Annotated in this window: 23 protein-coding genes; 6 read left to right on the top strand and 17 right to left on the bottom strand. The window is 62.5% G+C overall.

Going from position 1 to position 26,661, the window contains the following annotated elements; all coding sequences use genetic code 11:
• Nucleotides 1-51: 51 nt before the first annotated feature.
• Both QRN04_RS05255 and QRN04_RS05250 read left to right on the top strand, forming a co-directional pair.
• On the top strand, nucleotides 52-1,788 hold the full coding sequence (locus QRN04_RS05255; RefSeq protein ID WP_284975105.1) for an ABC transporter ATP-binding protein: 1,737 nt from the start codon (nucleotides 52-54) through the stop codon (nucleotides 1,786-1,788).
• Nucleotides 1,785-3,755, top strand: a complete 1,971-nt coding sequence (locus QRN04_RS05250; protein WP_284975104.1) for an ABC transporter ATP-binding protein — start codon at nucleotides 1,785-1,787, stop codon at nucleotides 3,753-3,755. The genes QRN04_RS05255 and QRN04_RS05250 overlap by 4 nt, the downstream gene beginning before the upstream one ends.
• Before the next feature lie 56 nt (nucleotides 3,756-3,811).
• Here the strand turns inward: QRN04_RS05250 and QRN04_RS05245 are convergent, their stop codons facing one another.
• A complete protein-coding gene (locus tag QRN04_RS05245) occupies nucleotides 3,812-4,384 on the bottom strand; it encodes an MOSC domain-containing protein (RefSeq protein ID WP_284975103.1) in 573 nt (190 codons plus the stop codon).
• Between the two features lie 81 nt (nucleotides 4,385-4,465).
• Nucleotides 4,466-4,948, bottom strand: coding sequence for an NUDIX hydrolase (locus tag QRN04_RS05240; protein WP_284975190.1), 483 nt, complete (start codon nucleotides 4,946-4,948; stop codon nucleotides 4,466-4,468).
• Nucleotides 4,949-5,186: 238 nt separating this feature from the next.
• Here QRN04_RS05240 and QRN04_RS05235 point away from each other — a divergent pair, with 238 nt between their 5' ends.
• Nucleotides 5,187-6,557, top strand: a complete 1,371-nt coding sequence (locus QRN04_RS05235; RefSeq protein ID WP_284975102.1) for a hypothetical protein — start codon at nucleotides 5,187-5,189, stop codon at nucleotides 6,555-6,557.
• Nucleotides 6,558-6,563: 6 nt separating this feature from the next.
• On the opposite strand, the gene QRN04_RS05230 is transcribed toward QRN04_RS05235, so the two are convergent.
• The 5 genes from QRN04_RS05230 to QRN04_RS05210 all read right to left on the bottom strand — a co-directional run bounded on the left by QRN04_RS05230 (nucleotide 6,564) and on the right by QRN04_RS05210 (nucleotide 10,871).
• The gene (locus tag QRN04_RS05230; protein WP_284975101.1) at nucleotides 6,564-6,734 is read right to left on the bottom strand and encodes a hypothetical protein; all 171 of its coding nucleotides are present in this window, start codon (nucleotides 6,732-6,734) and stop codon (nucleotides 6,564-6,566) included.
• Nucleotides 6,735-6,741: 7 nt separating this feature from the next.
• Complete coding sequence (locus QRN04_RS05225; RefSeq protein ID WP_284975100.1) at nucleotides 6,742-7,908, bottom strand: glycosyltransferase family 2 protein; 1,167 nt, start codon at nucleotides 7,906-7,908, stop codon at nucleotides 6,742-6,744.
• A gap of 149 nt (nucleotides 7,909-8,057) precedes the next feature.
• Nucleotides 8,058-8,228 (bottom strand): hypothetical protein, encoded by a 171-nt coding sequence (locus QRN04_RS05220; RefSeq protein WP_198318270.1) that lies wholly within the window; start codon nucleotides 8,226-8,228, stop codon nucleotides 8,058-8,060.
• 201 nt (nucleotides 8,229-8,429) lie between these two features.
• Entirely contained in the window at nucleotides 8,430-10,406 is a 1,977-nt protein-coding gene (locus tag QRN04_RS05215; RefSeq protein ID WP_284975099.1) for an APC family permease, read from the bottom strand.
• A 216-nt stretch (nucleotides 10,407-10,622) separates the two neighbouring features.
• A complete protein-coding gene (locus QRN04_RS05210) occupies nucleotides 10,623-10,871 on the bottom strand; it encodes a hypothetical protein (protein WP_284975098.1) in 249 nt (82 codons plus the stop codon).
• Between the two features lie 182 nt (nucleotides 10,872-11,053).
• Between QRN04_RS05210 and QRN04_RS05205 the strand changes: the two genes are divergently transcribed.
• Nucleotides 11,054-11,650: a DnaJ family domain-containing protein gene (locus tag QRN04_RS05205; protein WP_284975097.1), complete on the top strand. Its 597-nt coding sequence runs from the start codon at nucleotides 11,054-11,056 to the stop codon at nucleotides 11,648-11,650.
• Nucleotides 11,651-11,677: 27 nt separating this feature from the next.
• Here QRN04_RS05205 and QRN04_RS05200 read toward each other — a convergent pair whose 3' ends face one another.
• Together QRN04_RS05200 and QRN04_RS05195 are read right to left on the bottom strand one after the other, a co-directional pair.
• Nucleotides 11,678-13,015 (bottom strand): ammonium transporter, encoded by a 1,338-nt coding sequence (locus QRN04_RS05200; RefSeq protein WP_284975096.1) that lies wholly within the window; start codon nucleotides 13,013-13,015, stop codon nucleotides 11,678-11,680.
• A gap of 171 nt (nucleotides 13,016-13,186) precedes the next feature.
• Nucleotides 13,187-14,467, bottom strand: a complete 1,281-nt coding sequence (locus QRN04_RS05195; protein ID WP_284975095.1) for an MFS transporter — start codon at nucleotides 14,465-14,467, stop codon at nucleotides 13,187-13,189.
• A gap of 148 nt (nucleotides 14,468-14,615) precedes the next feature.
• Here QRN04_RS05195 and QRN04_RS05190 point away from each other — a divergent pair, with 148 nt between their 5' ends.
• On the top strand, nucleotides 14,616-15,347 hold the full coding sequence (locus tag QRN04_RS05190) for a glutamine amidotransferase (protein ID WP_284975094.1): 732 nt from the start codon (nucleotides 14,616-14,618) through the stop codon (nucleotides 15,345-15,347).
• A gap of 66 nt (nucleotides 15,348-15,413) precedes the next feature.
• Here QRN04_RS05190 and QRN04_RS05185 read toward each other — a convergent pair whose 3' ends face one another.
• From QRN04_RS05185 to QRN04_RS05155, 7 genes are all read right to left on the bottom strand, one after another.
• Entirely contained in the window at nucleotides 15,414-17,603 is a 2,190-nt protein-coding gene (locus QRN04_RS05185; RefSeq protein ID WP_284975093.1) for a transglycosylase domain-containing protein, read from the bottom strand.
• A 105-nt stretch (nucleotides 17,604-17,708) separates the two neighbouring features.
• Nucleotides 17,709-18,209, bottom strand: coding sequence for a sensor histidine kinase (locus tag QRN04_RS05180; RefSeq protein WP_284975092.1), 501 nt, complete (start codon nucleotides 18,207-18,209; stop codon nucleotides 17,709-17,711).
• Between the two features lie 139 nt (nucleotides 18,210-18,348).
• Entirely contained in the window at nucleotides 18,349-18,669 is a 321-nt protein-coding gene (locus QRN04_RS05175) for a hypothetical protein (protein ID WP_284975091.1), read from the bottom strand.
• A gap of 118 nt (nucleotides 18,670-18,787) precedes the next feature.
• Complete coding sequence (locus QRN04_RS05170; protein WP_284975090.1) at nucleotides 18,788-19,600, bottom strand: bifunctional allantoicase/(S)-ureidoglycine aminohydrolase; 813 nt, start codon at nucleotides 19,598-19,600, stop codon at nucleotides 18,788-18,790.
• A gap of 14 nt (nucleotides 19,601-19,614) precedes the next feature.
• Nucleotides 19,615-20,877, bottom strand: coding sequence for a DUF6986 family protein (locus tag QRN04_RS05165; RefSeq protein ID WP_284975089.1), 1,263 nt, complete (start codon nucleotides 20,875-20,877; stop codon nucleotides 19,615-19,617).
• Nucleotides 20,877-22,490 (bottom strand): malate synthase A, encoded by a 1,614-nt coding sequence (gene aceB, locus QRN04_RS05160; RefSeq protein ID WP_284975088.1) that lies wholly within the window; start codon nucleotides 22,488-22,490, stop codon nucleotides 20,877-20,879. Before aceB ends, QRN04_RS05165 begins: the two co-directional genes overlap by 1 nt.
• A 32-nt stretch (nucleotides 22,491-22,522) precedes the next feature.
• Nucleotides 22,523-23,923 carry an NAD-dependent malic enzyme gene (locus QRN04_RS05155; protein ID WP_284975087.1) on the bottom strand — a complete coding sequence of 467 codons (1,401 nt, stop codon included), beginning with the start codon at nucleotides 23,921-23,923 and terminating at the stop codon, nucleotides 22,523-22,525.
• 220 nt (nucleotides 23,924-24,143) lie between these two features.
• Between QRN04_RS05155 and QRN04_RS05150 the strand changes: the two genes are divergently transcribed.
• Entirely contained in the window at nucleotides 24,144-24,899 is a 756-nt protein-coding gene (locus tag QRN04_RS05150) for an IclR family transcriptional regulator (protein WP_284975086.1), read from the top strand.
• Nucleotides 24,900-25,027: 128 nt separating this feature from the next.
• Here the strand turns inward: QRN04_RS05150 and QRN04_RS05145 are convergent, their stop codons facing one another.
• Nucleotides 25,028-26,536, bottom strand: coding sequence for a nucleobase:cation symporter-2 family protein (locus QRN04_RS05145; RefSeq protein ID WP_284975085.1), 1,509 nt, complete (start codon nucleotides 26,534-26,536; stop codon nucleotides 25,028-25,030).
• Nucleotides 26,537-26,661 lie beyond the last annotated feature (125 nt).

Genomic DNA, 26,661 nt, shown 5'->3' with positions numbered 1-26,661 from the left:
AGCAACCAGACGTAAACTGGCCTTCGGTCCACACACGCTATGGGAGATCCGATGCTTTGGAATGTTCTTGTCCGCTTCCTCAGGCCACACCAACGGCTCCTGATCGCGGTGGTCGTTTTCCAGTTGGCGCAGTCGATCGCGTCCCTGTACTTGCCCACGCTTAATGCCGACATCATCGATCACGGCGTTGCCACCGGAGACACGGACTACATCCTCCGCACAGGTGGCCTCATGCTGCTCATCACGTTGCTTCAGGTTGCCTGCGCTGTGGTGGCTGTTTACTTCGGAGCGAAGGCCGCCATGGGGATGGGCCGCGATCTCCGGGACGCCATCTTTACCCGGGTAGGCGAGTTCTCCGAGCAGGAGGTCACCAAGTTCGGGGCCGCATCCCTGATAACCCGCTCCACCAACGATGTTCAGCAAGTCCAGCAGCTCGTGCTGATGTCCTGCACCTTGATGGTCGCCGCCCCGATGCTCAGCATTGGCGGGGTCATCATGGCGGTCCGGCAGGACGCCCAACTGTCGTGGCTTATTGCGGTATGCGTACCGGTCCTTTTGGTTGCGGTGGGGCTGATCGTCACCCGGATGGTCCCCCTCTTCCGCAAAATGCAGGTCAGGATCGACGCCGTGAACCGCGTCCTGCGCGAGCAACTGACCGGTATCCGCGTGGTCCGGGCGTTCGTCCGGGAAGACATGGAAACTGAACGCTTCGCCGGCGCCAACCGTGACGTCACCGACGTCGCCTTGCGGGCCGGGCGGTTGATGTCATTGATGTTCCCGGTGGTCATGTTGGTGATGAACGTTTCCAGCGTGGCGGTGATTTGGTTCGGTTCCTTCCGGATCGAGGACGGCTCCATGCAAGTGGGCACCCTGATCGCGTTCCTGAGCTACCTGATGCAGATCCTTATGTCGGTCATGATGGCAACGTTCATGGCCGTCATGATCCCGCGCGCATCCGTGTCCGCCGACCGCATCGGCGAGGTGCTCAACACCAGCTCCAGCGTGCAACCGCCGTCGAACCCCGTTATCTTCCCCGGCGCCCGGCGTGGCGAACTGCGGATGCACGACGTCGGTTTCGCCTACCCGGGGGCCGAGCAGCCGGTGCTCAGCGGGGTGTCCTTCACCGCCGCCGCCGGCCAGACGACGGCGATCATCGGCAGCACCGGAGCGGGCAAAACAACCCTCGTGAACCTGATGCCACGCTTATTCGACGCCACGTCAGGCTCGGTACAGATGGACGGTGTGGATATCCGTGAACTGAAGCCTGACTTGCTGTGGGGGCACATCGGGTTGGTCCCGCAAAAGCCCTACCTCTTCTCCGGAACGGTGCGGAGCAACCTTCAGTACGGCAAGCCCGACGCCACTGAGGACGAGCTTTGGCAAGCACTGCGGGTAGCCCAGGCCGAAGATTTCGTGCGGGAAATGGAGGGCGGCCTGGATGCCCCCATCGCCCAAGGCGGCACCAACGTCTCGGGAGGCCAGCGGCAACGGTTGGCGATCGCGCGGGCGTTGGTAAAGCGGCCTGAGCTCTACATCTTCGACGACTCGTTCTCGTCCTTGGACACCGCGACGGACGCACGGCTCCGCCAAGCCCTCAAACACCACATCAACGGTGCCACCATGGTGATCATCGCCCAGCGCGTCTCCAGTATTGCGGACGCCGACCAGATATTAGTGCTCGACGGCGGCAGGATCGTTGGGCAAGGAACGCACGACGAGTTGCTGGATACGTCAGGGACGTACCGGGAAATCGTCTCCTCACAACTTGCAGCGGAGGAAGCAGCATGAGCGGCGTTGCAGCAGGTTCCCGGGGCCCCGGCCGGCCGCCAATGGGTCCGGGCCGCGGCGGACCATTTGCCGGTATGAACATCCCGGCGGAGAAGGCCTCGAACTTCGGCGCGTCCGCCCGTAGGTTGCTCGGCACGTTGCGGCCCGAGCGCATGTGGTTGACCTTGGTGCTCCTCTTTGCCCTGGTCAGTGTGACGCTGTCCGTGATAGGGCCACGGATGCTCGGCCAAGGCACCAACCTGATCTTCGCCGGCATTGTGTCCAAGCAACTGCCCGCCGGTGTCACCAAAGAACAAGTGGTGGCGGGACTTCGCGCATCCGGGGACAACAGCAAGGCCGATATGTTGAACGCCATGACGCTGACCCCCGGCGCCGGCATCGATTTTGGTGCTTTGTCCTCGGTGCTTCTGTGGGTGTTGTGCCTGTACATTCTGGCCGCAGCGTTCGGTTGGCTGCAGGCATACGTGCTCAACGGCGTCGTGCAGCGGACCGTCTACCGCCTGCGTGAGCGGATCGAAGCGAAGATCCACCGCCTCCCGTTGCGTTACTTCGACTCCATCCAGCGCGGTGAGCTGTTGAGCCGCGTCACCAATGATGTGGACAACATTTCGCAAAGCCTCCAGCAATCAATCAGCCAGGCGGTTTCGTCGCTGCTGACGGTGCTCGGGGTGTTGGTGATGATGCTGGTGCTATCGCCCTTGCTGGCTGTGATCGCTTTGGTCACCATTCCCTTGACCCTGGGCACCACGTTGCTGATTGCCAAGCGCTCCCAGAAAATGTTCGTTGCGCAATGGAAAAACACCGGGCAACTCAACGGGCAAATTGAAGAAACATATACCGGGCATGCCCTCGTGAAGGTTTTTGGCCGCCAAAATGAGGTGCAGGAAAAGTTCCGGACCAAGAACGAAGAACTGTACCAAGCGAGCTTCGGGGCGCAATTCGTCAGCGGGCTGATTATGCCCGCCATGACATTCATCGGGAACCTGGTTTATGTCGGAATCGCGGTGGTGGGCGGCCTGCAAGTGGCCTCCGGCGCGATGCAGTTGGGTGATGTCCAAGCTTTCATCCAGTACTCGCGGCAATTCACCCAGCCGTTGGCGCAGCTCGGCTCCATGGCTAACATGCTGCAGTCCGGGGTTGCCTCGGCCGAGCGCGTCTTTGAACTGCTCGACGAGGAAGAAGAATCCACCGAGCCGGCCCCGGTACAGCGTTCGGGTGCGGCGCGTGGACGGCTGGTCTTTGAGAACGTGTCATTCCGGTACTCGCCGGACAAGCCCCTGATCTCGGACCTCAGCTTGGTCGCCGAGCCAGGGCAGAGCATTGCGATCGTGGGCCCTACCGGTGCCGGCAAGACCACCCTGGTGAATCTCATGATGCGTTTTTACGATCTGGACGGCGGCCGGATAACGCTCGACGGCGTGGATATCGCCACGATGTCCCGGCAGGAGTTGCGTTCCCGGATGGGCATGGTCCTGCAGGACACCTGGCTCTTCGGCGGGACTATCCGCGACAACATTGCGTACGGTCGTCCCACCGCGTCCGGGGCGGAGATCCTCGAGGCCGCAGAGGCCACGTACGTTGACCGTTTTGTGCGGTCCCTTCCCGAAGGCTACGACACAGTGCTCGACGACGAGGGCGGGAACGTCTCTGCGGGCGAGAAGCAGTTGCTTACCATTGCCCGGGCGTTCCTGTCCCAGCCGTCCGTGTTGATCCTGGACGAGGCGACCAGCTCGGTGGACACCCGGACGGAGGTCTTGGTGCAGAAAGCCATGAACGCGTTGCGCTCGGACAGGACCAGCTTCGTCATCGCGCACCGGCTCTCCACCATCCGGGACGCCGATCTCATCCTGGTCATTGAGGCGGGGCAGATCGTTGAGCAGGGGACCCACTCGGAGTTGCTGGCAGCGGGCGGGGCGTACTCCCGGCTGTACGAGGCCCAGTTCGCGGCGCCGGCTGCGGAGGTCTGAGCAGGTCCTAGCGGGTGAGCAGGTCTGAGCAGGCTTTAGTGTGCCCGCAGGATCCGCTAGGGGAGCCGCGAGGGCCTTAGCACCTTCGCCTCGCCAGCTTTCCCGGGGTCCAGGGGGACCGGGCTGACCAACACAGCGGGTCCCCGATGGAGCAGCCCGCCGGAAACCACTTGGCAGCGCACGCCTCCACGCCCACGCATCGCCTTGTGGGCGCCCGGTGCGAGCATCTGGTCCATCCATGCGCAAGGATGGGCCGGGCGTCCTGCTTTGAGCCGCACGACGTCCCCGCCGCACTCCAGTGTGAACTCAAGCCCCAGCAGTGGGGTCAGCTCGGCACCTCGCAGGACCACATTGCGGCGCGTTATTAGCGGATCGAAAGGGCCAGCCCCGAGCTCAGCGGCAAGGGCTTCGAGCGATTCGACGGCGAACACTGTCACCGCTGCGTCCATGTGAGCGGCTTTCCCGAAGAACCGGTCACCAACGATCCCCTTGCCTGAGACCAATTGCGCGCTTTCGGCATCAGTGGTGGGGACGTTGGCCGCCCCTTTCTTGGCGCGTCCAAAGTAAGCGTGTGCCGGGGAGACCAGGAGGTGCAGCACCTCGACGTCGTACCTGTAGTCAGTGGTCATCCTTCAACGCTAGCCCCCAGCAGCCCGGTGCCGGTACCGGTGGCCCGTCCTATTAGGAACCTTAGCGTCCTGTTAGGAACCTTAGCCAGACGATCCTTCACCGAGGCGTCGGATCAGGGCGTCCACAATGGGCAGTTGGCCTTTGACGAGCTTGGTCCGTGCCACACTCTCTTCAACCCATCTGGCGTCGTCGATCTCGGGGAAGTCCTTAATGGCCCCGGATCCCTTGGGCCATTCCATAGGGAAAGTGTTGCTGACGATCTTTTGCGGTTGGAAGTCTCCGGCTTCAGCCGCGAACGCAGTAATGAGCTTTCCTGAGGGCTGCCGGAAAACACCCAGCAACTCGTAGTTGGCCGGTGGGGGAGGAGAGCCTATTTCTTCCGTGAATTCGCGGTGCGCGGCAGCCAACGCGTCTTCGTCCTCAGTAAATTCACCTTTGGGGATGGACCAGGCATGGTCATCCTTACGGGCCCAGAAAGGGCCGCCCATGTGGGCTATCCAGAGCTCCAATTGCCCGGACGCATTGTGCCGGAACAGGAGTATGCCAGCGCTGCGAATAGTGATGTGCCCTCCCGGATAAAAGTGTGTCGTGCGCCAGAGCCTGCACACGTCAAGGCTACTCCCGGGCAGGGGGCCGTTATCGAATTGATGATGTAAAAGTGAGTTTCCTTTCTCATTTTGCTTCCGGCGGCTCCCTGCCTCATTCATAATCGAGGGGTTGTACGTTCTGTGGGGGGGAACGTCGTTGCGGACTCCGGCAACTGCTGGGGACGTTTCCGGGCACGTCAGCAGGAGGACAGCTATGGCGTTATCAGTGGGCCGCCATTCACGTGGTGGAAGAAAAGCCATGGGTCTGGCCGTCATGATGGCCGTAGGTTTATCAATGTTCGCAGGGATAGCCCCGTCGAACGCTGCGGGCAACCTCCCTATGGTTCAAGATCCCGGCCCAGTAGGTAGCTTCGCCTGGAAAGGGTTCAACTGGCAGAAGCGTTTTTGGGGCGGGGCGCCCATGTACAACGGCAGCTGGGATGCAAACAACGTCACCGCTCCGGATTCCAATGGGTACGTGAAGCTCGGCATCAGCAACCCCACCGGAAATGCCCCGGTAGGGGCGGAGCTCCAGTCCACGCGTCAGGGCTTCGGCTACGGCACGTACAGCACAACGGTGGAGAAGGACATCAGCTCGCTTCAGAAGGAGGCGGTCTGGGGTTGCCTGTTTACCTACGATCCGGCAGCCGCGCCCGGATATACCGAGATCGACCTTTGCGAAGCCTCCGCATGGGGTGGCGGAGCTGCCTACGGGCAGAGCTGGCCGGTCACCCAAGGCCACGGATATTGGTTCGATGCCACGCTGCCCCCGGGGCAGGGAAACAACACCGTGACGTTTGGTGTTACCAGCGCTCCGATCCTGACGCACCGGATGGTGTGGGAACCGGGCAAGCTGACCTTCGAGACCTATGCCGGCGAGGGCTATAGCGGACCGCTTCTGAAAAGGACTGTCCTCGAAGGCTCCACGGTTCCGGTTCCGGCCAAGGAACAGATCCACTTCAACCTATGGGTAACCGGTGGTGGCGGGGGAGACCCGGCCCACGTTGCTCCTGAGTCGGTCACCGTCCGTGATTTCTCCTTTGTTCCCGGCATTCCGTTGACCGCGCCGAACCCCACCGTTTCCGGAACGGCCGCCGTCGGATCGACCCTGACGGCGACACCAGGGACCTGGACCTCCGGAACCACCCTGAGCTACCAGTGGTTCCGGAACGGCACCGCTATTTCCGGAGCCACCGCCTCCACTCGCGTCCTGGCTGCCGCGGACCAAGGCGCTACCCTCACCGTCCAGGTGACCGGCACCCAAACGGGCTACGCAACCACCACCAAGGAATCGAGTCCGACTGCCACTATCGCAGCAGGCACCCTGGTGGCGCCCGTTCCAACCATCACCGGAACACCCACCGTAGGATCGACGCTCACAGCCAACCCGGGCACGTGGACCTCCGGTGCCGCGCTGACCTATCAGTGGTACCGGTCCGGAGTGGCCATCACCGGGGCAACAGCAAAGACGTACACGCTGGTGGCCGCCGATCAGGCAAACGCCATGAGCGTCAGAGTGACGGGCACCAAAGCCGGGTACACGACAGTTTCAAGGACATCGGCGAGCACGGGGCCCGTCTCGTAGCCGCGGTTAGTCTCTCCGGGCCCGGACGGGAACAATGCGCTTGATGGCAAGGCCAAGGGCCAGCATGGCGAAGGCTGCGAGGGCCAACCAGAAGAGGCTTCCTGCCCCGGTCATGGCGAGTGTGCCGGTTCCGGCGGCGATGGTTGCTGAGAAGGGGGCTACTGGATTGCTGTACATGAATCGATTACCAGGTTTTCTTTCGGTTGAGTGCTGAGTCCAGGTACGCCTTGGCGTGGACTGCTTGGAGAAAAGTGTCGATGACGGTTTCGAACATGGTGGCGGCCAGCAGCATGTACCTCCAGCCGCGGAGCCGCACGGTGACGATGCGTTCCACGATGAAGACGCCGGTGACTGCCATCCAGAAGGGCCGGAGGTTCAATCCCATTCCGGTCACCAAGGCAAAGATGATGGAACCGAAATAGGCCAACGTCACCAGGACGCCGATCATGGAGAGGAACTGCCGCCCCCAGTAGGGCCGGGTGACTTTGGTCCATCCGTACTGCACGCAGTTCTCCACCGCGCCGCGCTTCCAACGGAGCCGTTGGGCCCACAGTTCACGCCAGGTGGGCATGACCTCGGTGACGAGCGTGCAGTTGGAAGGTGACGCAATCCTGTACCCCAGGGTCAGCAGGGCGAAGGATAGTTCGTTGTCTTCGGTCAGTACGGAGGTGTCGTAAACGCCGCCCTTGCCGTTGCCCGGGGGGAGTGTTCCCGCCAACCGGGCGGCAACGACGGCGCGCAGGGTCTTAACCCGGAAGAGGGCCGCGGTTCCGGTCACTACCAAGCACCTGCCGTGGAGGCGCTTGACGTCGCGTGCGTAGCGGGCGTACTCGTTGCGTTGCAGGTGGCCTACGAAACCGCCGCCGGGACCGCCGCTGAATACCCCGCCCACTGCGCCAAGCAGGTCGTCGGCGAGCAGGTGGGCGGTTGCGTTGTGGATGAAGTCGACGGCGAGCTGGGAGTCGGCGTCCTGTACCAGGATCAACTCTTCGGGGTCGGCGTCGGGTAGCAAGGCGCTGAGGGCGAAGTTCAAGGCGCCGGCCTTCTTATCCTTGTTGCCGACGGTGCGGATGACCTCAGCGCCCTGCGCAACGGCCAGCTCCTCGGTGTCGTCCGTGCAGTTGTCCGCCACCACGATGACCCTGTCCGGGCGCCGGGTTTGGTTGTTCAAGGAAACGAGTGTCTCGGTGATACCCGCGGATTCATTGTGTGCCGGGACCAGGACTGTGACTACTCCGCCGGGGGCACAGTGGGATCCCCGGGGCACTGCGGACGTGTCGGAGTCCGGTGGCTGCGGCGTGATGAGCGCGGAGATCGGATCCTCCCTTCGAGTCTTGAAGTGTTGTCTCACTTAGACTCGCAACGCGACCGCAAGGAATACGCGAGGAAACCGTCAAGGAACACTCAAGGTTGGCTCAGGACTGGAGGAATGCCGCTTAACTGCAAGAGGACGACGCCGGTTGGTTACGGCGTCGTCCTCTTGGGTGTGGTCTGGGCTGCTTAGCGGCTCAAGCTGACCGTGAAGGTCTTCGGCCCGCTGAGGGTCACTGCGATGCCGCAGTTTTCCGCCGCTGCGCGGTGGGATAGGGACTGGACGGCGGCATCGATGGTGTGGTCGATGGCAGACTTGTCCCAGATTTTTAGCGTGATGGAGTCAGTATGTGTCGTCATTGTCAGTACTTTCACTCAGGCCGTTATCAGCCCCAAGCTTCTTTGCAGGGGCTGCATCCTCGTCGGTGAGGACTGCTGATTCAGCTTGTACGGGAACAAGTTCCCTCATTCATGGTTCATGCTGCCCACCATCATTGACAAGCCAAATCGGTCAAGTGTGACCTATTGCACGCTCCTGGTTACTCCATGTAACCCATCGAACTAGCCCACGTGGACCCACGGACGCCGGCTGAGTTCCGGTTCGGCTTCCCGCAGGACCTCGCGGGTCACCGGCGCAATCTCGCCCTCGCCCAGGAAAAGGAACCGGAGGAGATTGGTGATGGGATTCCCTTCAGTCCAACGGAAGTAGACGTGCGGCATCAAGCCGGTGACGTCCCTGATATGCAACAGGACCGAGGCGATGGTGTTCGGTATGACAGGACCGTGGACTTCCAAGATGCGATAGCCGTGGCGCTCGATGCCGCGCACCTGGAGCTCGGTTTCAAAGTCCGAAGTGTCATCAAGCACCACCTCGAGGAACAGAGCCCGGTAGTTCAAGGGCAGATGGCTGACCTCGATCGCTGAGGTGAGCTTCTCCCGGTAGGCCTCTGCCGTCAGCCGGCGCGGTTCGTGGGCGATGATGCGGATGGGACCGTCGTCGTCGTCGAACATGAACTCAAGGGCCGCACTGTCCATGTGCACGTGCGTGGCGTGAAGTTCGAACGAACGCCGCACCCGCGAAAGCAGGGAAATGGCGATAATGCCTGCGATGAAGATGGCCGCGATCCTGATCCCCTCGGGCCGCTCGATGATGTTCGCAACCGTGGTGTAGCCGAACACAGCCGTAATGACGCCGAAGGCGACAGCGCGCTTCTGCTGGTGGTGACGCCGCGCCGAGAGCGTGACGGCCAGCGCTGCGGAGGTCATGAGCACCAGCACGCCCGTTGCGTAGGCGCCACCTTGGGCGTCGACGTCGGCATTGAACAGGAACGTGATGGTGAAGCCAACCAAAGTGAAGACCAACACCAGGGGCCGTACTGCCCTGGCCCACGCCGGAGCCATCCCGTAACGGGGAAGGTACCGGGGGACGAGGTTGAGCAGGCCTGCCATCGCTGAGGCACCTGCAAACCAGAGGATGCCAATGGAACTGATATCGTATGCCGTGCCGAACCCGAGTCCCAGATACTGATGGGCGAGGAACGCAAGAGCCCTGCCGTTGGCCTGGCCGCCGGCCTCGAACTCCTGCTGGGGGATCAGCACCACTGTGGTGAAGCTGGACGTGATCAGGAAGCTGCTCATGATGACCGCAGCCGTGGTCAGCATGCGCCGCGTCCCTTTGATGCGACCGGTGGGGCGTTCTTCGGTGTCGTCATCCGCGCCGCGCACCTGCGGCATCACGGCAACACCTGTCTCGAAACCGGAGAGGCCCAACGCCAGCTTGGGGAAAACGAGGAGGGCAATCGCCACAGCCATTAACGGGTTGCCGTGGGAGGTCCACAAGAGTTGCCACCAGTTTGCCACCGCGATGGGATGCCCGATGACTTCCAGTAGGGCCGTGCCCACCACCACAACGTTCAAGCTGAGGTAGAGGACCACCAGGACCACGGCCACGCCCATGGCTTCTTTGAATCCGCGCAGGAACACCGCGGCCAATAGCGCTAGGAGGATCAGGGTGACGGTGACGTTTTGCCCCTGCATCCACGAGGGCATGACCGGATTCTGGATCAGGTGGGCGGTGGCGTCGGCGGCCGACAGCGTCATGGTGATCATGAAATCGGTGGCCGCGAAACCGAGGAGGACGAGCACCAGCAGCTTGCCGCCCCAGCGGGGAAGCAGCCGCTCGAGCATGGCGATGGAACCCTCGCCGCGGGGGGACTCCCCGGCCACACGGCGATACACAGGCAAAGCCCCAAGGAGGGTGACGGCGACTAGCACGATCGTGGCCAGCGGGGAGATCACCCCGGCTGCCAGTGCCGCGATGGCAGGTTGATAACCAAGGGTTGAAAAGTAGTCCACGCCGGTCAGGCACATCACCTGCCACCAGGCGTGCTTCTTCTCATGGGTGGCGCTGACACCACCTGGTCCTTGATGGCGGCCTTTGCTGTCCTGGAGGCCGAAGAGCAGCCACGTCCGGAAGGAACTTGATCCCTTGGGCTTGGGGGCCGACGGGTCTGCCGGCGTTCTGCTGAGGGTGGTCATGGCGTCCTCCTTGGATGAGGCTCATCACTGTGAGCTGAACATAGCACCGGCGCCGCTGTTGGCAGCCTGCCTCGGGCAATTTTTGACGATTCCTTTACGCGGTCTGAGGGTCGACGGCGGTGCGGCGGGGTTGGGCTGGGCGGTGAGGCGGGGTTAGTGCGGGGCAGACGAGAGCCGTCCGGCCCCGGTGGGGCCGGACGGAAGATGTTGCGTGACTTAGTGCTGCCCGAGAGTGCCGCCCAAAGGAGGTATCGCACCCGAAGCCGGCTTGTCGCCGTCGCGCTCGGCTGCACTCTTGGTATCGCTCTCAGCTGTCTCGTCCGAATCGCCCTCGACATCTGCCAGCCCGTTCGTTTGATCGAACAAGTGGCTGACCGGGTCCACGAGCGGTGTTTCCGTCGACTGGTCCGTCGCGTTGTCTGGCTGCCGGTGCCGGCCCTCTGACTCGTTGGCTTCCGTGCTCACGATGCCCTCCTTCTCTGGTGTAATAATCAGGATACTTACATTATTGAGGGTAAAGGGGCGCAAGGGTAGGCCTAGGCTGCCGCTTCTTAACTTGGGAAGGACCGTCCGAGTCAAAGTGCGAAATACTGGTGCCAGGACCCGATCCTGTGAGTTGAGACTGCCCTCCGAGGAGGTGATGGGGCATGGATCCGGACAACAATGCCTTTAGGCGCAAATTGGAGCGAAGCGCTGAATTGCGTGCCGTGCGGTCTTGGGGAGGAAGTGCCCAGGAGGACGCGGAGATCGAAGCCGCGGATGCGCAGGAGCGCGAAAAACGTCGGAAGGTGGACGACGCGGCCCGGGTTGAGTACTTGGTCCGCGACGCAATGGCCCAAGGCAAGTTCGACAACTTGAAGTATGCCGGCAAGCCAATACCTGGACTCGGGGAGCGCTACGACCCTGACTGGTGGGTCAAGGGGCTCATCCAGCGTGAACAACTGAGTGGGATCGGGCCACCGGCCATTCTGTTGCGCATCGAGGATGCTGAACTTGACGCGAAGCTGGACCAGCAATACACCGAGGGGCAAGTCAGGGAGACGCTGGAAGATTTCAACAAGCGCGTCATCGAGGCCCGCAGGCAGCTGCAGGGTGGTCCCCCGGTGATCACCAAGCTCCGCGATGTTGACGCCGAGCTTGAAAGATGGCGGGAGCGCAGGGCCGCGTCAGCCCCGCCGGAGCCGGATCTTCCAACGGAAACCAAACGAACGTGGTGGCACCGCCTCTGGAACGGGTTGGGCTAGGGCACTCGCGGCACTAGGGGACTCGCGTCATCGGGCGAAGCTGTCTTCTTTGACCTTGACGGTCGACGGCTCCTCGTGCTCCGGCTTTCGGCGGAGGAGCGAATAGAGATGTGCATGCTGCTGCCGGAAGTGGCCGTGGGCGGTGAGGCCGAATTCGTAGGCCGATTCGGCATGTTGCGTGAGGTCAACCCCGGTGACTTCGTGCTCGTGGGTGACTCGGAAGCCGATGGTCTTGTGGATGGCCAGCCCGATCACGAGCGTGCCCAGTCCGGACAGTGCCATGGTGATGAGGACTGCAACCGTCTGTGCCACGAGTTGCTGGGGGCCGCCGCCGTAGAGGATGCCACCGCCGTGGCCGCCTTGCGGAAGTGCGATGAAACCGAGCGAAAGCGTCCCGATGATGCCCGCACCGAAGTGCACTCCCACAACATCAAGGGAATCATCGAAGCCGAACTTGAACTTCAGATCCACAAATACGGCGCAGGCGGCACCAGCCACGAGACCGAGAGCCAGCGCGGCCAGGGGGCTGATATTGGCACACGAGGGGGTGATCGCCACCAATCCCGCGACCACACCCGACGCTGCACCGAGGGAAGTGGGGTGCCCGTGGCGGATCTTCTCGGTGACGAGCCAGCTCAGCATGGCAGCAGCCGGTGCCACCAGTGTGTTGACCCAGATCAGGCCTGCCTGCTCAACGGTGGTTGCCGCGCCGCCGTTGAAGCCGAACCATCCGAACCAGAGAATGGCGGCCCCGATCATGATGAAAGGGATGTTGTGGGGCCGGTGGTTGGGATCCTTGGCGAACCCGTGGCGCTTTCCCACGATCAAGGCGAGGACAAAAGCGGCTGTTCCGGAGCTCACTTCAACAACTGCGCCACCTGCGAAGTCGATGACCTGGCCGAAGACGCGACTTACAGCGCCACCAGCACTCATGAGGCCACCGCCCCAAATCATGTAAGCAAGGGGGCAGTAGACCACCGTCACCCAGATGGGCACGAAGAGAGCCCAAGCACTGAACTTGGTGCGGTCCGCGATCGCGCCGCTGATGAGGGCAACGGTGATAATCGCGAAGGTTGCGGCGAAAACTACTTTGAGGAGATCCGGGGAGCCGATGAGGTCCTGGAGGCCAAAGTGCGTGAAGGGGTTGCCGAACAAGCCTAGGAAGCCGTCTCCGGTGGTCATCGAGTAGCCCCAGAGGACCCACATCACTCCAACAATGCCTGCCGAGATGAAGCTCATCATGATCATGTTCAGGGCTGCCTTGGCGCGGGTCATGCCGCCATAGAAAAGGCCCAGTCCGGGTGTCATGAATAGCACCATCGCCGATGACAACATCAGCCAGACTTGTTGCGCAGAGATCTCCACCTGCGTTCCCTCCTGATCGGCCTGTCCAAAAGGGCCTCAGTTACCGGCCCGCGCTACCCCCGGGTTCAATACTCGGTGAGCTTTGTTTCCGGCTCAGGAGGGCTAAGTTGCGGGTACGTTACAGAAATCGCGCTTGCGTGAAGTTCGCGTAACCGTCGTGTTTCGAAATTGTTAACGGCGCTTCTCGTGAGGGCCGGCAGGGTAGCCTCCGCGTCGGCTGGCAACGATGATCGCCAAGGAGACGGCGGTGGGGACGGCAGCAGCCAACGGCACCAGTTGCGCTCCAAGGGTAGTAAGGGCGAAGGCGCCGTATCCTGCGCCCACGGCGATGCCCAACTGGATGGTGACCACGGTGAGGCCGTTGGCCGCATCCTTGTGTTCCCCGCCGGCACGCAAGATAGCCGCTTGGTTATAGATACCTATTGCCCCGAACGCGATTCCCCACACCGTCATCAGCCCGAACGCGCCCACCCAGGTCCCGCCAAGCACGGGCAACACTGCGAAGGCAAGCAAAAGAAGCACGACGGCGGCAATCACCGAGGTTCTGGGGCGGGAATCAGCAGTCATGCCGGCGATCCAAATGCCCACCAAGCTGGCTACTCCCACCACGGACAAAGAGATGCTGGTGGCCGACTCAGGCAAGCCCGAGGCCAGGAGGAATGGCGCAACGTAGGTGAAGAGGGTGAAGTGGGCCAGCAGCAGGAGTGGCCAGGCGGTAGCTACCGCCACCACTCCGGGCAATTTCAACGCAGCCCGGAGCGAAGGAGCCTTGGTGTTATGTGCGTCGTGGGCGGCTGGCAGGAGCCAGAACGCCAGGAATGCCAAAAGGGCGCCAACTCCGGCGAGAACAAGGAACGAGGTCCGCCAGGTCAGGACATTTCCCATGAGCGTCCCGATGGGTGCGCCTACGGCCAGAGCGATGCTGTTTCCGCTAAAGACGACCGCCCTGGCCTTTCCCACGGAGTGGGCTGGAACTATGCGTGCAACGTACGGGGCCATGCTGGACCACAGCATTCCGTGTGCAACCCCACCCAAGAGCCTTGCGCCAACGGCCCAACCCAGCGAGGGACTGAACGCCAACAGGATGTTACTGACGGCGAAGGCCAGAACCGTGACAATCAGGAGTGTCTTCCGTGGAACGCGGCCAGCCAGGAGCCGGGACAGTGGGAGGGCGGTGAAAACGATGATTGCTGCGTAGGCGGCGGTGAGTGACCCCACCGCTGATTCCTCCACGCCGAGGTCGCGGCTGATTTGGGGCAGCAGGCCGGAGGGAAGCAGTTCGGTAGTGACCGCTGTGAACCCTGCGGCCGCGAGTACCAGCAGGCCGGGCCACGGAATCTTCTGGGGACCACGCCGGGGAACTGCTGTTGATCCGTAGGTGGCTCGTTCTTCTTTCGCCAGGGGCTGGGCTTCGGGTAGGGTCGCTCCGATGACGGAAGGGTCCTGCTTCAAAGGTGGCTCCTCATGGATGGTTGGGGCGGTGCTCAGCGGGGAATCTCCAACGCTACGCATCCTTAGCGTTATGAGGGAGGCCCTGTCAGACACCCCTTCGCGCCAACGCACTTTGTCACCCGGGCATTCCTTGGCGCAGACTTGGCCTGTGAAGCCCTTCCTGTTGCTGGCCACCCGGGCCGAAGACGCCGCAGCCGACGACGAGTACAGGGCTTTCCTCCAGTATTGTGGTCTGGCTTCGGAGGAATTGGTCCGTATCCGGATGGAATCCGTCCCCCTTCCTCCCCTCCAACTGGCCGACTATTCCGGCGTCATTGTCGGAGGCAGCCCGTACACTTCCAGCGATCCTGTAGGCGAAAAGAGCGCAGCCCAGGTCAGGGTCGAGGCGGAGCTGTCGGGTCTTTTGGACTGCATTGTGGCCGACGATTTCCCCTTCCTGGGTGCTTGCTACGGGGTAGGCACGTTAGGTACGCATCAGGGCGCCGTCATTGATCGGAAGTTCGGCGAGCCGGTGGGGTCCGCGGAGATCGAACTGACCGCGGAGGGCGAGCGTGATCCCCTTCTTAAGGGCGTTCCGCATCGGTTTGAGGCGTTCGTCGGTCATAAGGAGGCGTGCAGCCAGTTGCCTCTGGGTGCGGTGCTGCTGGCCAGCTCCGCAGCCTGCCCGGTCCACATGTTCCGGGTGAAAAACAACCTCTACGCCACACAGTTCCATCCCGAATTGGACGCAGACGGGCTCATCACACGCATCGACATCTATAAGGACGCGGGATACTTCCCGCCGCACGCTGCCGACGAGCTCATCCAACGGGCACGTCAGGCATCGGTGACCGAGCCCATGAGGATCCTCAAGAACTTCACTGAGCGCTACGCCCGCTAGTTGTGGGGCCTGCTTTGCAGAGTTGGAATGGCGGGGAGCGGGTAGAGCGTGCCCCGCAACGCGGGGTCAGTGGCCTGTCAGCCTCGGCGCTGACGGGGCGGGGGTTGCCGGAGCCGGCGGAGGGGCGGGGGCTGGGAATGGACCGCTCGGGTAGAGGGCGGTAGCTTGCATCATGTAGTTTGCCCACTGTGGGCCCGCGATCATGTACCCATCCAGGGACGGGTAGAACGTACCGTTGATGGTGACGTTTTGCCCGGCCCGCTGCTGGCCCGCCGTCGTATCTCCAAAGAACGACGCCGTCGCCAGTGCGGTGGTGTAACCGGCCACCCAGGTGGCTCCATTGTTGTTCGACGTCCCTGTCTTGGCTGCTACGGGCACCTGGTTTTGGACTTTGGGGTTGATGTAGATGCCGGAGCCGAGCTTGAGGACGTCCTGGAGGACCGCGTTGACACCCCGGGCGACTTCCGGTTTGACGGCGCTGCGACACTGTGGCGACTGGGCTTGGTACTTGCGGCCTTGGAAATCGCTGACCTGGGTGATGGCGATCGGCTTGCAGTACGTCCCGTCGTCGGCGAAGGTGGCGTACGCGCTTGCCAGTACCAGCGGTGAGACGCCGATTGAGCCCAACAAGTTGCCGATTTGGTGCATGTTGACCGGCGCGTTATCCACTCCGCTGTGCAGTCCCACCGCGTCAACCATCCGTTGGATACCGCAAAAATCCAGCTGCGCGGCGGTGGCAAACGTTGCCGTGTTGATGGAGTTGTACAGGCCGTAGTTGATGGGCATGGGGCGGTAGTAGCCGGGCTCGTTGTTTTGCAGGTCGTCGTCGGCACCGAGGTTGGCGTTCTTCTGCGCCGTGCTGTATCCGCCCAGTACCGGGCCACACGTTGAGTGCCACGGGAAACCAACGGGGTAGACCCGGCGGGAGGCATCGACGACGGCGGTAGGAGACTTCCCTTCGTTCAGCCACTCGGCGAAGATGAACGGCTTCATAGTGGATCCAGGCTGGAAACCACCCGCGCCGTTGAGGTCTTCTCCGTTCTCGTCCTTGGCGTCGACACTGAAATTGAGTTGGGTGTCGAACTTGCCATCTTGCGGCACGAACACCGTATTTTGCGCCATCGCCAGGATTTTCCCCGTGCCTGGCTGCACCGTGGTCATTGCTGCGCCCCACTTGTCCGGGTTCGCGCCCGCCGAGGCATCCACCTGGGTCTGTGCCACTGACTGCAAGCGGCTATCCAAGGTGGTGGTGATGGTCAGCCCACCGCGGTAAAGCAGCCGGGCCCGGTCATCGGCCGTAGCTCCATAAGCGGGGTCGTTGAGAATGAGATGTGAGACGTAATCGCAGAAATAGATGGCGATGGAGGCTCCGGCGCATCCTTGCAAGGACGGGCTGATGTTCAGGCCCACGGGAGCAGCCACGGCCGCGTCATGCTCGGTATGGGTGATTTTGCCCTGCTCCAGCATCCGGTCCAGCACCAGGTTCCGCCGGCCGATCGATGCTTTTGGGTCCACTATGGGGTCATAGACGCTGGGCCCGTTCACCAGTCCGGCCAGCAGGGCGGCCTGTGGCAGGGTCAGTTTCTTCGCAGTGGTGCTGAAGAAATAGTGTGATGCGGCCTCGATGCCGTAGGCGTTTCGGTTGAAGAAGACGATGTTCAAGTAGCCTTCGAGGATCTGGTCCTTGGTGAAGCGCTTCTCCAGTTCCAGCGCTAACTTCATTTCACGGAGTTTGTCCCCCAACGTCTTATCGCCGCTCAACACCACATCTTCCGGACGGCCCTCGGTGAGCCGGGATTCGTTCAGGACGTTGGTGACGTACTGCTGGGTGAGGGTCGAAGCCCCCTGATGGGTGCCCTTTGTCAGGTTTGACGTCAAAGCGCGGAGAATTCCCTGGGCATCCACACCGGGATGTTGATAGAACCGGCTGTCCTCGACGGCCACGATCGCGTCCCGAATGAACGGCGACATGTCCTGCAACGCCACCTTCACCCGGTTCTCCGCGAAGAACGTGGCGATGTGTTGGCCGTCAGCGGTCACGACGTTGCTGGAGAGCGACGGCGAATTGACGTCGAGTTCGCTGGGCAGGCTCTCGTAGAAGCCGATGGATCCGCCAAGCGTAGTGCTGGTGAAGGCCGCAGCCGGGACCATCAGGCCGGACAACAGGACTCCGCATAAGCCGCTCACCAGGAAGAAGCTAAGGACCCTCAGGAGGACCCAGCCAAGACCTGAACGTGCACCGGTATTCCGTGCCATGCTGTGCCATCCCATCGAGATGCCAGGCTGAAAAGTAGCTACAGAATACGTCCGAGTCCGCACATGATCCATGGATTCGAGGCCGGATCAGGTCCCAACTCGGCCTCAATCCAGCGGGAGTGTCACCCGTACGCTGGTGCCCTGCCCAACGGCAGAGTCGATCTTGACTGTTCCGCCGGCGTCGTGAACTGCTATGGACATCAGAAGCAGGCCGAAGCCGTGCCGCCGCCCGCTGGGGGAGGCGTGGATTTCGAAGCCTTTGCCGTCGTCCGTAACGGTGAGTTGGATGCCGTGGTAGACGGCGTTCAGCCGGATGCTCAGTGTGCTGGCGTCCGCGTAGTTGAGGGTGTTGCTGAAGGTTTCCTGGGCAACGTGGTACAGGAGGCCGGCTGCGGCAGAAGAGATCTCGATGCCGTGGTGCGGCGTGTCCCAATGGATTCTCACACCCTCCCGGCGCAGCGGTTCGGCGAGCCTGTCAATGCTGCCTGCGACTCCCAGGGCGTAAAAGTCCACTGGGTGCTGATCCTGGATGATGCCCTTGACGGCCACCACCTCGCTGAGCGCTGATGCTTGTTCCATTGGGTCCCCCACATCGTTGTGCTTCATGATGGAAATTCGTAGCCGGGGGCCCTTGGTATGGGTCCTTCGCCTGCTTCCAGCGTGGCGCCGCAACATCAAGGAACGTTTTCGATTGGCTCAATTTCGCATCAAGGTTGGTGTGGCCGGTTGCGTGGGTGTGTGGGGTTTAGTATCGCTGCAGGTCGGCCGTCCGGGCTGCTTCCTCGATGCGGTACCGGTAGGCTGCCCATTCTTCTGAGTTCCGCGCTGGCATGTTCGGATCATTGGCCTTCATCCCGGCCGTACCGTCGATGAGCTCACGGATAATATCTGCGTGCCTTGCATGCCGGGCCGAGTAGTGGTGGAACTCGATGATCTCTTGGCGGGATTCGTTTGCCGGGACCCACATGTCCGAGTCCGGCCCATACTCACTGAGGTTCTCAACCTTTCCCAGCAGTTCGGCCCTCCGCAGGCGCCAGTAATTGTGCAGCGTCGTCTTGTGGTCCATGTGCTGCACTTACAGACCCCCACGAGGCCGGAAACGGGTTCGCTGGCGACACGCGAAAATCGCCGGGACCCTCCCAGCGAATGGGAGGGTCCCGGCGATCTCGATGGCGTAGCCAAGGCTAGGTGAGCTTCACCTGGCGGTTCATGTCCTTGTACAGCAGGTAACGGAACTCGCCCGGACCACCGGCATAGCAAGCTTGCGGGCAGAACGCGCGGAGCCACATGAAGTCGCCGGCCTCAACCTCAACCCAGTCGTTGTTGAGCAAGTACATAGCCTTGCCCTCAAGGACGTACAGGCCATGCTCCATGACGTGGGTTTCCGGGAAGGGGATCACGCCACCGGGCTGGAAGGTGACGATGTTGACCTGCATGTCGTGCGCGAGGTCGCTGGAATCAGTGAAGCGGGTGGTCTTCCAGACGTCGTTCGTGTCCGGCATGGAGGTGGGCTCCACGTCCTTCTCGTTGGTGACGAACGACTTCGCTTCGAACCCTTCGAGCCGCTCGTAGGCTTTGCGGATCCAGTGGAAGGAGACGATGTCGTCGGACACGTTTTCCAGTCCCCATTCGGCTCCGGCTGCGAGGTAGGCGTAGCCGCCCTCATCGAGGTGGTGCAGTTCGCCGTCGAGCGTCAGGTTGACCTCACCCTTGGTGACAAAGATGACGCCTTCGACGCCGGATTCGAACTCGGCCTTCGGCGCACCGCCGCCCGGGGCGATCTCGACGATCAGCTGGGAGAACGTGGTGGCGAATCCGGAGATCGGCCGCGCGATGATCCACGAACGCGTGTTGGAGAACCCTGGCAGGTTGCTGGTGACGATGTCCGTCATGACGCCCTTGGGGATCACCGTGTACGCCTCGGTGACGATCGCCCGTTCCGTGGTGAGGTGGGTCTGCGGCGGCAATCCGCCTTGTGGGTAGTAGTACTTTCCCATGCGAAATGCTCCTATCAGTGGGACGTCGGTTGTGCGAGCCGCGGGTGCGCCAGCGCTGTCAGCTGTGAAAGTTCGACGCCGGCATGCGCCTTGACCTCATCGGTTCCCACTGCGCCGCATTGGACGCCGCGGAGCACGAAGCCGGCAAGGGCGCGGGCCGTCGCGGGTTCATCCATGACGCCGCCTTCGGTGCGTTCCACATAGTTGCGCAGTCGCAAGGCCGCGGCAGGGAGGCCTTCGCGGTAGAAAGCGTACGACGCCGAAAAACGGCTGGGGAGCTGGGCGGTGTGGAGATCCCAGCCCTGGTAATAGCCGTTTTCCAGTGATCTGCGAACCAGGCGGCCATGCAGTTTCCATGCATCTTCCACGGTGTCGCCCACGGGGATGATGTTGGTGGAACCGTCGGAGAGGCGGATGCCTGTACCGGCAACAGCGAGCTGCATGACTTCCTTGGCGAAGTCGGCCACAGGGTGCTCCATGGACTGATACTCGGCGGATATTCCCAGGGAGGCGCTGTAGTCGTACGTTCCGTAGTGGAGGGCGCTGATGCGGCCGGGCACCACGTGCGGCAACTGTGCCACTGGCGAGGTACCGTCAGCGCCGATGATGAGCTGCGGCGTTTCCACCTGCACCTCAAAACGGAGCCGGCCAGCGGGGAGCCCAAGGACTTCCTCCAGGCGCGACACCGCGAAGTCCATGGCTTGCACCTGGGCAACGGTGGTGACCTTGGGCAGGGTGAGGATCAGTCCGGCGGGAAGCTCCCCGGCCGCTGCGAGCGTGGACACGAACAGGTCCAAGGTGCGCAGGCCGCGGGCCCGGGTGGGCGCTTCGAAGCACTTGAAACGGATGCCGATGAACGGTGGAGCTGTCCCGGCCGCAACCGCAGCCGCAACAGCGTTGGCGGCAGCAACGGCGTCGGCGTCTTCTGCTTCATCGCCGCGATCGCCGTAACCGTCTTCGAAGTCCAAACGGAGGTCCTCGATCGGTTCGGCGGACAGCTTGGCTGCTACCCGTGAAGCAACCGCGGCAGCGAGCTCTGGCTCCTGGCCCAGCAACTGCCCGAGCTTTTCGAGGCCGCCGTGGGCTTCCGCCGTCGCGAGCGCCTGGGATCCCCAGTCCGCCACGAAGGTGGGCGTGAAGCGGTCGGCCGGGACGTAGACGGTGTGGATGGGCTGGCGTGAGCCGTCGTCGCCGGGGTAGTTGCGGTCAAGCAACTCATCGGTGGCCGAGAGCTGCGCCTCGATATGCGCGAGGTCAGCGGAGGTGAACGAACTCATCAGCCCACCAGCTCATACGCAGGCGTGGTGAGGAAGTCCGTGTAGTCATCGGACAAACAGATGTCCTCGATCAGCTTGGACGCGGGCTCGTAGTACTTGGTGAAGTTCTCGTCGCCGAACTCGATGCGCAGGCGCTCGGTCTCTTCGCCGAGGATGCGGGTAACGAGCTCACGGGTCACGGTGTTGCCGGTGTCGGCAAGGATGGACTTGTTGCGGAGCTGCTGCCACACCTGCGAGCGGGAGATTTCCGCCGTCGCAGCATCTTCCATGAGGTTGTGGATGGCCACGGCGCCACTGCCGGAGATCCAAACGCCGGTGTAGGCGACGGCGACGTACAGGTTCAGCCGCAGCCCGGCTTCCGTGACGGTGCCGCCGGCGGAGGCGACGTCGATGAGCTGCTCAGCGGTGACGTTGACCTCGGCGCGCTGCTTGTCCAACTGGTTGGGCCGGCCCCCCTTGGCGGGATCGCCCAGCACGGAGTCGAACACTTCGCGGCAGGTGGGCACGAGGTCCGGGTGCGCTACCCAGGAGCCGTCAAAGCCATCGTTTGCCTCGCGGGTCTTGTCGGCGCGGACCTTGTCGAAGGCTGCGGCGGTGACGTCGGGCTGCTTGCGGTTGGGGATGACGGCGGCCATGCCGCCCATGGCGAACGCGCCGCGCTTGTGGCAGGTCTTCACCAGGAGCTCGGTGTAGGCACGCATGAAGGGAGCCGTCATGGCCACCGTGGCGCGGTCCGGGAGGACAAACTCTTCGCCGGCATCACGGAAGTACTTGATGATGCTGAAGAGGTAGTCCCACCGGCCGGCGTTCAGGCCGGACGCGTGGTCGCGCAGTTCGTAGAGGATTTCGTCCATTTCGAAGGCTGCCGGGATGGTTTCGATCAGCACGGTGGCGCGGATGCTGCCCTGCGGGACGCCGAGGAAGTCCTGGGCGAACACGAAGACGTCATTCCAGAGGCGGGCCTCAAGGTGGCTCTCCATCTTGGGCAGGTAGTAATACGGGCCCTGGCCGTTGAGGAGCAGCTGCTTGGCGATGTGGAAGAAGTGCAAACCGAAGTCCACCAGCGCGCCAACGGCGGGTTCGCCGTCGAGCAGCAGGTGGTTCTCCTCCATGTGCCACCCGCGCGGGCGGGCGACGACGACGGCGAGCGGCGCGTCGGTCCGGAGCCGGTATTCCTTGCCCTCGGGCGAGGTGTAGCTCAGGGTTCCCTTGGCGGCATCGCGGAGGTTGAGGATAGCGTCGATGACGTTGTGCCACGTGGGGGTGGACGCGTCTTCAAGGTCGGCGAGCCATACCTTGGCGCCGGAGTTCAGTGCGTTGATGGCCATCTTGGCCGGAGTTGCCGGGCCGGTCATCTCGACGCGGCGATCCTGCAAGGCTGCCGGTGCTTCGGCGACTTTCCAGTCGCCGTCGCGGATTTCCCGGGTCTCCGGGAGGAAGTCCAGGCGGCCGGTCTCCGCAACCTTCTGGCGCTTGACCTTCCGGGCCTGCAAAAGCTCGTTGCGGGTGCCGGCGAAGCGTTGGTGCAGTTCCTCGATGAAGCCCAGTGCCTCAGGGGTGAGGATTTCCTCGGCGCGATCTACCGGCCGGGGATCAGTGACTGTGATAGCCATGGTGACGTGTCCTTTTCTAGAGTGCGCTGGTGCTAGAGGGCGCTGGCGGCGTTGGCGTGCGCAGCATTCGCTACAGCGGCAGCCACATCGGCGGCAACATGGGGATCGAAGACGCTGGGGACAATGTAACTCGCGTTCAGCTCATCGTCAGCCACGCGGTTGGCAATTGCCTCGGCCGCGGCCACCAGCATGTTCGGCGTGATGTCAGAGGCCCCTGCATCCAAGAGCCCGCGGAAGAAGCCGGGGAAGGCCAGCACGTTGTTGATCTGGTTCGGGAAGTCGCTGCGGCCGGTGGCTACGACGGCTGCGTGCTTCGAAGCGATGACGGGATCGATCTCCGGCGTCGGGTTGGCCATGGCGAACACGATTGCGTTCTCGGCCATGGAAGCGACCTGCTCTTCGCCGATCACATGCGGGGCGCTGACGCCGATGAACACGTCCGCGCCGTTGAGGGCGTCGTGCAGGGTTCCGGAGAAGCCTTCTTCGTTGGTGTTTTCGGCAATCCAGCTGCGGTGTTCGTCGTCGTACTTCCCGCCTGAGTGGATGGCGCCGGAGCGGCCTGCGGCGATGATGTGCTGCGCGCCCTGGGCCTTGAGGAGCTGGATGATGGCGGAGCCGGCAGCGCCGACGCCGGAAACCACGATCTTGACCTCGGACAGCTTCTTGTCCACTACGCGGAGGGCGTTGACCAAAGCGGCCAAGGTAACGATCGCCGTGCCGTGTTGGTCATCATGGAAGACCGGAATGTCGAGCTCTTCACGGAGGCGGTTCTCGATTTCGAAGCAGCGCGGGGCAGCGATGTCCTCGAGGTTGATGCCGCCGTAGACCGGTGCCATGGCCTTGGCGATCATGATGATTTCCTCGGTGTCCTGGGTGTCCAGGCACACTGGCCAGGCGTCGACGTTGGCGAACTGCTTGAATAGCGCAGCTTTGCCTTCCATGACGGGCAGGGCAGCTGCGGGGCCGATGTTGCCCAAGCCGAGAACAGCTGATCCGTCAGTAAGGACGGCGATCGTGTTGCGCTTGACGGTCAGGTTCCGGGCCGCGGCCGGGTCTTCTGCGATGGCCAGGCAAACACGGGCGACGCCGGGAGTGTAGGCACGCGAGAGGTCGTCGCGGTTGCGTAGGGCTACTTTGGGGACCACCTCGAGTTTGCCGCCGAGATGCATGAGGAAGGTGCGGTCCGAGACGTGCTGGACGGTGACGCCGTCGAGCGCGTTCAGGGCGTCCTTCACGCGGGCGGCGTGGTCGTCATCGGTGGTGTTGCAGGTGACGTCGACGACGATCTTCTCGTGGTGGGATTCCGTGACGTCCAAGGCAGTGATTGCTGCGCCGGCTGCACCAACGGCAGCGGCAAGTTCGCTGGTAGCGGTGAAGCTCGACGGTGCGGCGACGCGCAGGGTGATCGAGTTTCCGGGGCTCGGATTCGCCATTGAAATTCCTCCTGTAAGGCCCGTTCCCGGGCCGCCGTTCCTACTAAATGTTTTCGTATTATGGATATTATTATCTACAAAGTGGAAACACAACCCCTAACTTGGTCATGTTCGGTGTCATCGCGCACTGGGCACGCGTGCTGTATGTTGGGTGTTCTAAGCAATTCTTTTCACGATGCGGATAAGAGTTGTCGGAATTTGAGTCATTGGAGACAAGGGAATGGCTGAAAAAGCCTCCGGAGGCGTGCAGTCCGTTGAGCGCGTCTTTGAACTGCTGGAACTGATCACGGACGCGGGCGGCGACGTCACACTGAGCGAGCTCTCCTCGTCCACTGACCTCCCTTTGCCCACTATCCATCGCCTCTTGCGGACGTTGGTGGCCCTCGGCTATATCCGCCAGCTGCCCAACCGCCGCTACGCCCTGGGCCCGCGGCTCATCCGGCTCGGCGAAGGTGCCAGCAAGCAACTCGGCGCCGTCGCCCGCCCCCAGCTCAAGACGCTCGTGGAACGCCTCGGTGAAACCTCCAACATGGCCGTCCTCGATTCCGACATGGTCATCTACGTCGCCCAGGTGCCGTCCATGCACTCCATGCGCATGTTCACCGAAGTTGGCCGCCGGGCGCACACGCACGATACCGGCGTCGGCAAGGCGATCCTGGCCCAGCTCGACGACGAAGTGGTCCGCGGCATCGTGGCCCGCACCGGAATGCCTACCCCCACGGCCAAGAGCATCGGGGACATCGACTCCCTGCTCGCGGACCTGGCACTGATCCGTGAACGTGGCTACTCCATTGACGAGGAAGAGCAGGAGCTCGGCGTTCGCTGCTTCGCCATGGCTGTCCCCAACGCCCCGACTCCCACGGCGATCTCCGTGTCCGGCCCGATCACCCGCGTGGACCAGAGCTTCGCCGACCGTGCCGTCCCTATGCTGCGCGAAGCCGCCCAAGCGATCTCCGCGGAGCTCAACCAAAACTAGCGCCGACTTGGCATGTGATGGCAATGTTTCCCGGAAACATTGCCATCTTTTGCTATGTCGGCGAAGCAAAGAAGGGCGGCAATGCTCCCCTGGGGGAACGCTGCCGCCCTTCATCTTCTGCTGACCCTCTAGTGCTCGGACGCGCTCGAGGTTTTGAGCGGGACCTCGTTGCCGTCGGCGTCGATGAGCTTGCCGTTTTCGAAACGGTCTCCCTCGGTGAGGCACTTGATATCCGCTTCGCTGACAATTCGGTCAGTTCCGGCGACGAACACCGATTGGTTATCGGAGTTACCGGCCTTGAAGTGGTTGAACAGGATGTTCAGCAGGATAGCCATGACAGCGGCTGAGCTGATGCCGGAGTGGAAGATCGTGGAGAACCAGGACGGGAACTGGTTGTAGAACGTCGGAGCCACGATCGGGATGAGGCCGAAGCCGATCGAGGTCGCCACGATGATCAGGTTCATGTTGTTCTTGTACTCCACCTTGGCGAGGGTGCGGATACCGCTGGCGGCCACCGTACCGAAAAGGACGACGCCGGCGCCGCCCAGGACGGGCGTCGGAACCGCTGCGACCACGCGACCAAGGACCGGCAGGAGGCCGAGGACCACCAGGATCAGGCCCCCGGCGCTGACGACGAAGCGGCTCTTGATGCCCGTGATGGCAACCAGGCCCACGTTCTGCGCGAAAGCACTTTGCGTGAAGGAGTTGAACAACGGGGAGATCGCGCTGGAGAGCATGTCTGCCCGGAGGCCGTCGCCGACTCGACGTGAATCAACCTTGGTGCCAACGATTTCGCCTACCGCAAGGATGTCTGCAGAGGTTTCGGTCAGCGTCACCAGGATCACGATCAGCATGGAGACAATGGAGGCGATTTGGAAGGTCGGAGCGCCGAAAGCGAAGGGAGTGGGGAAGGCGACGATGTCGCCTTGGCCTATCTTCGAGAAGTCCGCCATTCCGGTGACGAGTGCCACGACTGTGCCGATGATCATGGCCAGCAGGATGGAGAGCCTGGAGATAGCGGCGTTTCCCACCTTGCTCAGGAGAAGAACCACTGCCGTGGTGACTGCCGCCAAGCCGATGTTGGCCACGCTGCCGTAGTTGCTGGCTTTGGCGTTGCCACCCATAGCCCACTCTGCAGCCACCGGCATCAGCGTCAGGCCGATGGTGGTGATGACGGTACCTGTGACCACCGGTGGGAAGAACCTGATGATCTTGGAGAACAAAGGCGTGATCAGAAGGCCGATCAGCGAGGCTGCGATCACCGAGCCAAAGACCGCCTGGATGCCTCCGCCGCCCTGGACAATGGCCACCATGGTGGAGACCCCGGCGAACGAAACGCCCTGAACCAGCGGCAACTGGGAACCAAACCATGGAATGCCCACAGTTTGGAGGATCGTGGCAAGGCCGCCGACGAAGAGGCAAGCGGCAATCAGCAAGCCAATGTCTTGGGATGACATGCCAGCCGCAGCACCGATGATCAGCGGCGGTGCAATGATTCCGCCGTACATGGTGAGTACGTGCTGGAAACCGTAAGCGAAGGTGCTTCCGATGGAAAGTCGCTGATCCTCGGGACGTGCGGCCCGCCGTGTGCGGGACGCGGTGGTATTTGCGGGGCGGGACTTCTTATTGGTGTTCATGGCAGACTCTCTGGGTTCATGGCAGACGTCTTCGTCTGGCTAACTGTGTCTGGCTAACAAATCGCGGATATTGAGGGTTTTTTGGGGTCGGGTCTGCATGCGGGCCACGCTGACGGCGGGGCGCT

The sequence above is a fragment of the Arthrobacter sp. efr-133-TYG-104 genome (assembly GCF_030208915.1).
In the GTDB taxonomy this organism is placed as follows: Bacteria; Actinomycetota; Actinomycetes; order Actinomycetales; family Micrococcaceae; genus Arthrobacter.
Note: the sequence above shows the minus strand (reverse complement) of the source record. Positions and strands in the feature narration are given on the sequence as shown.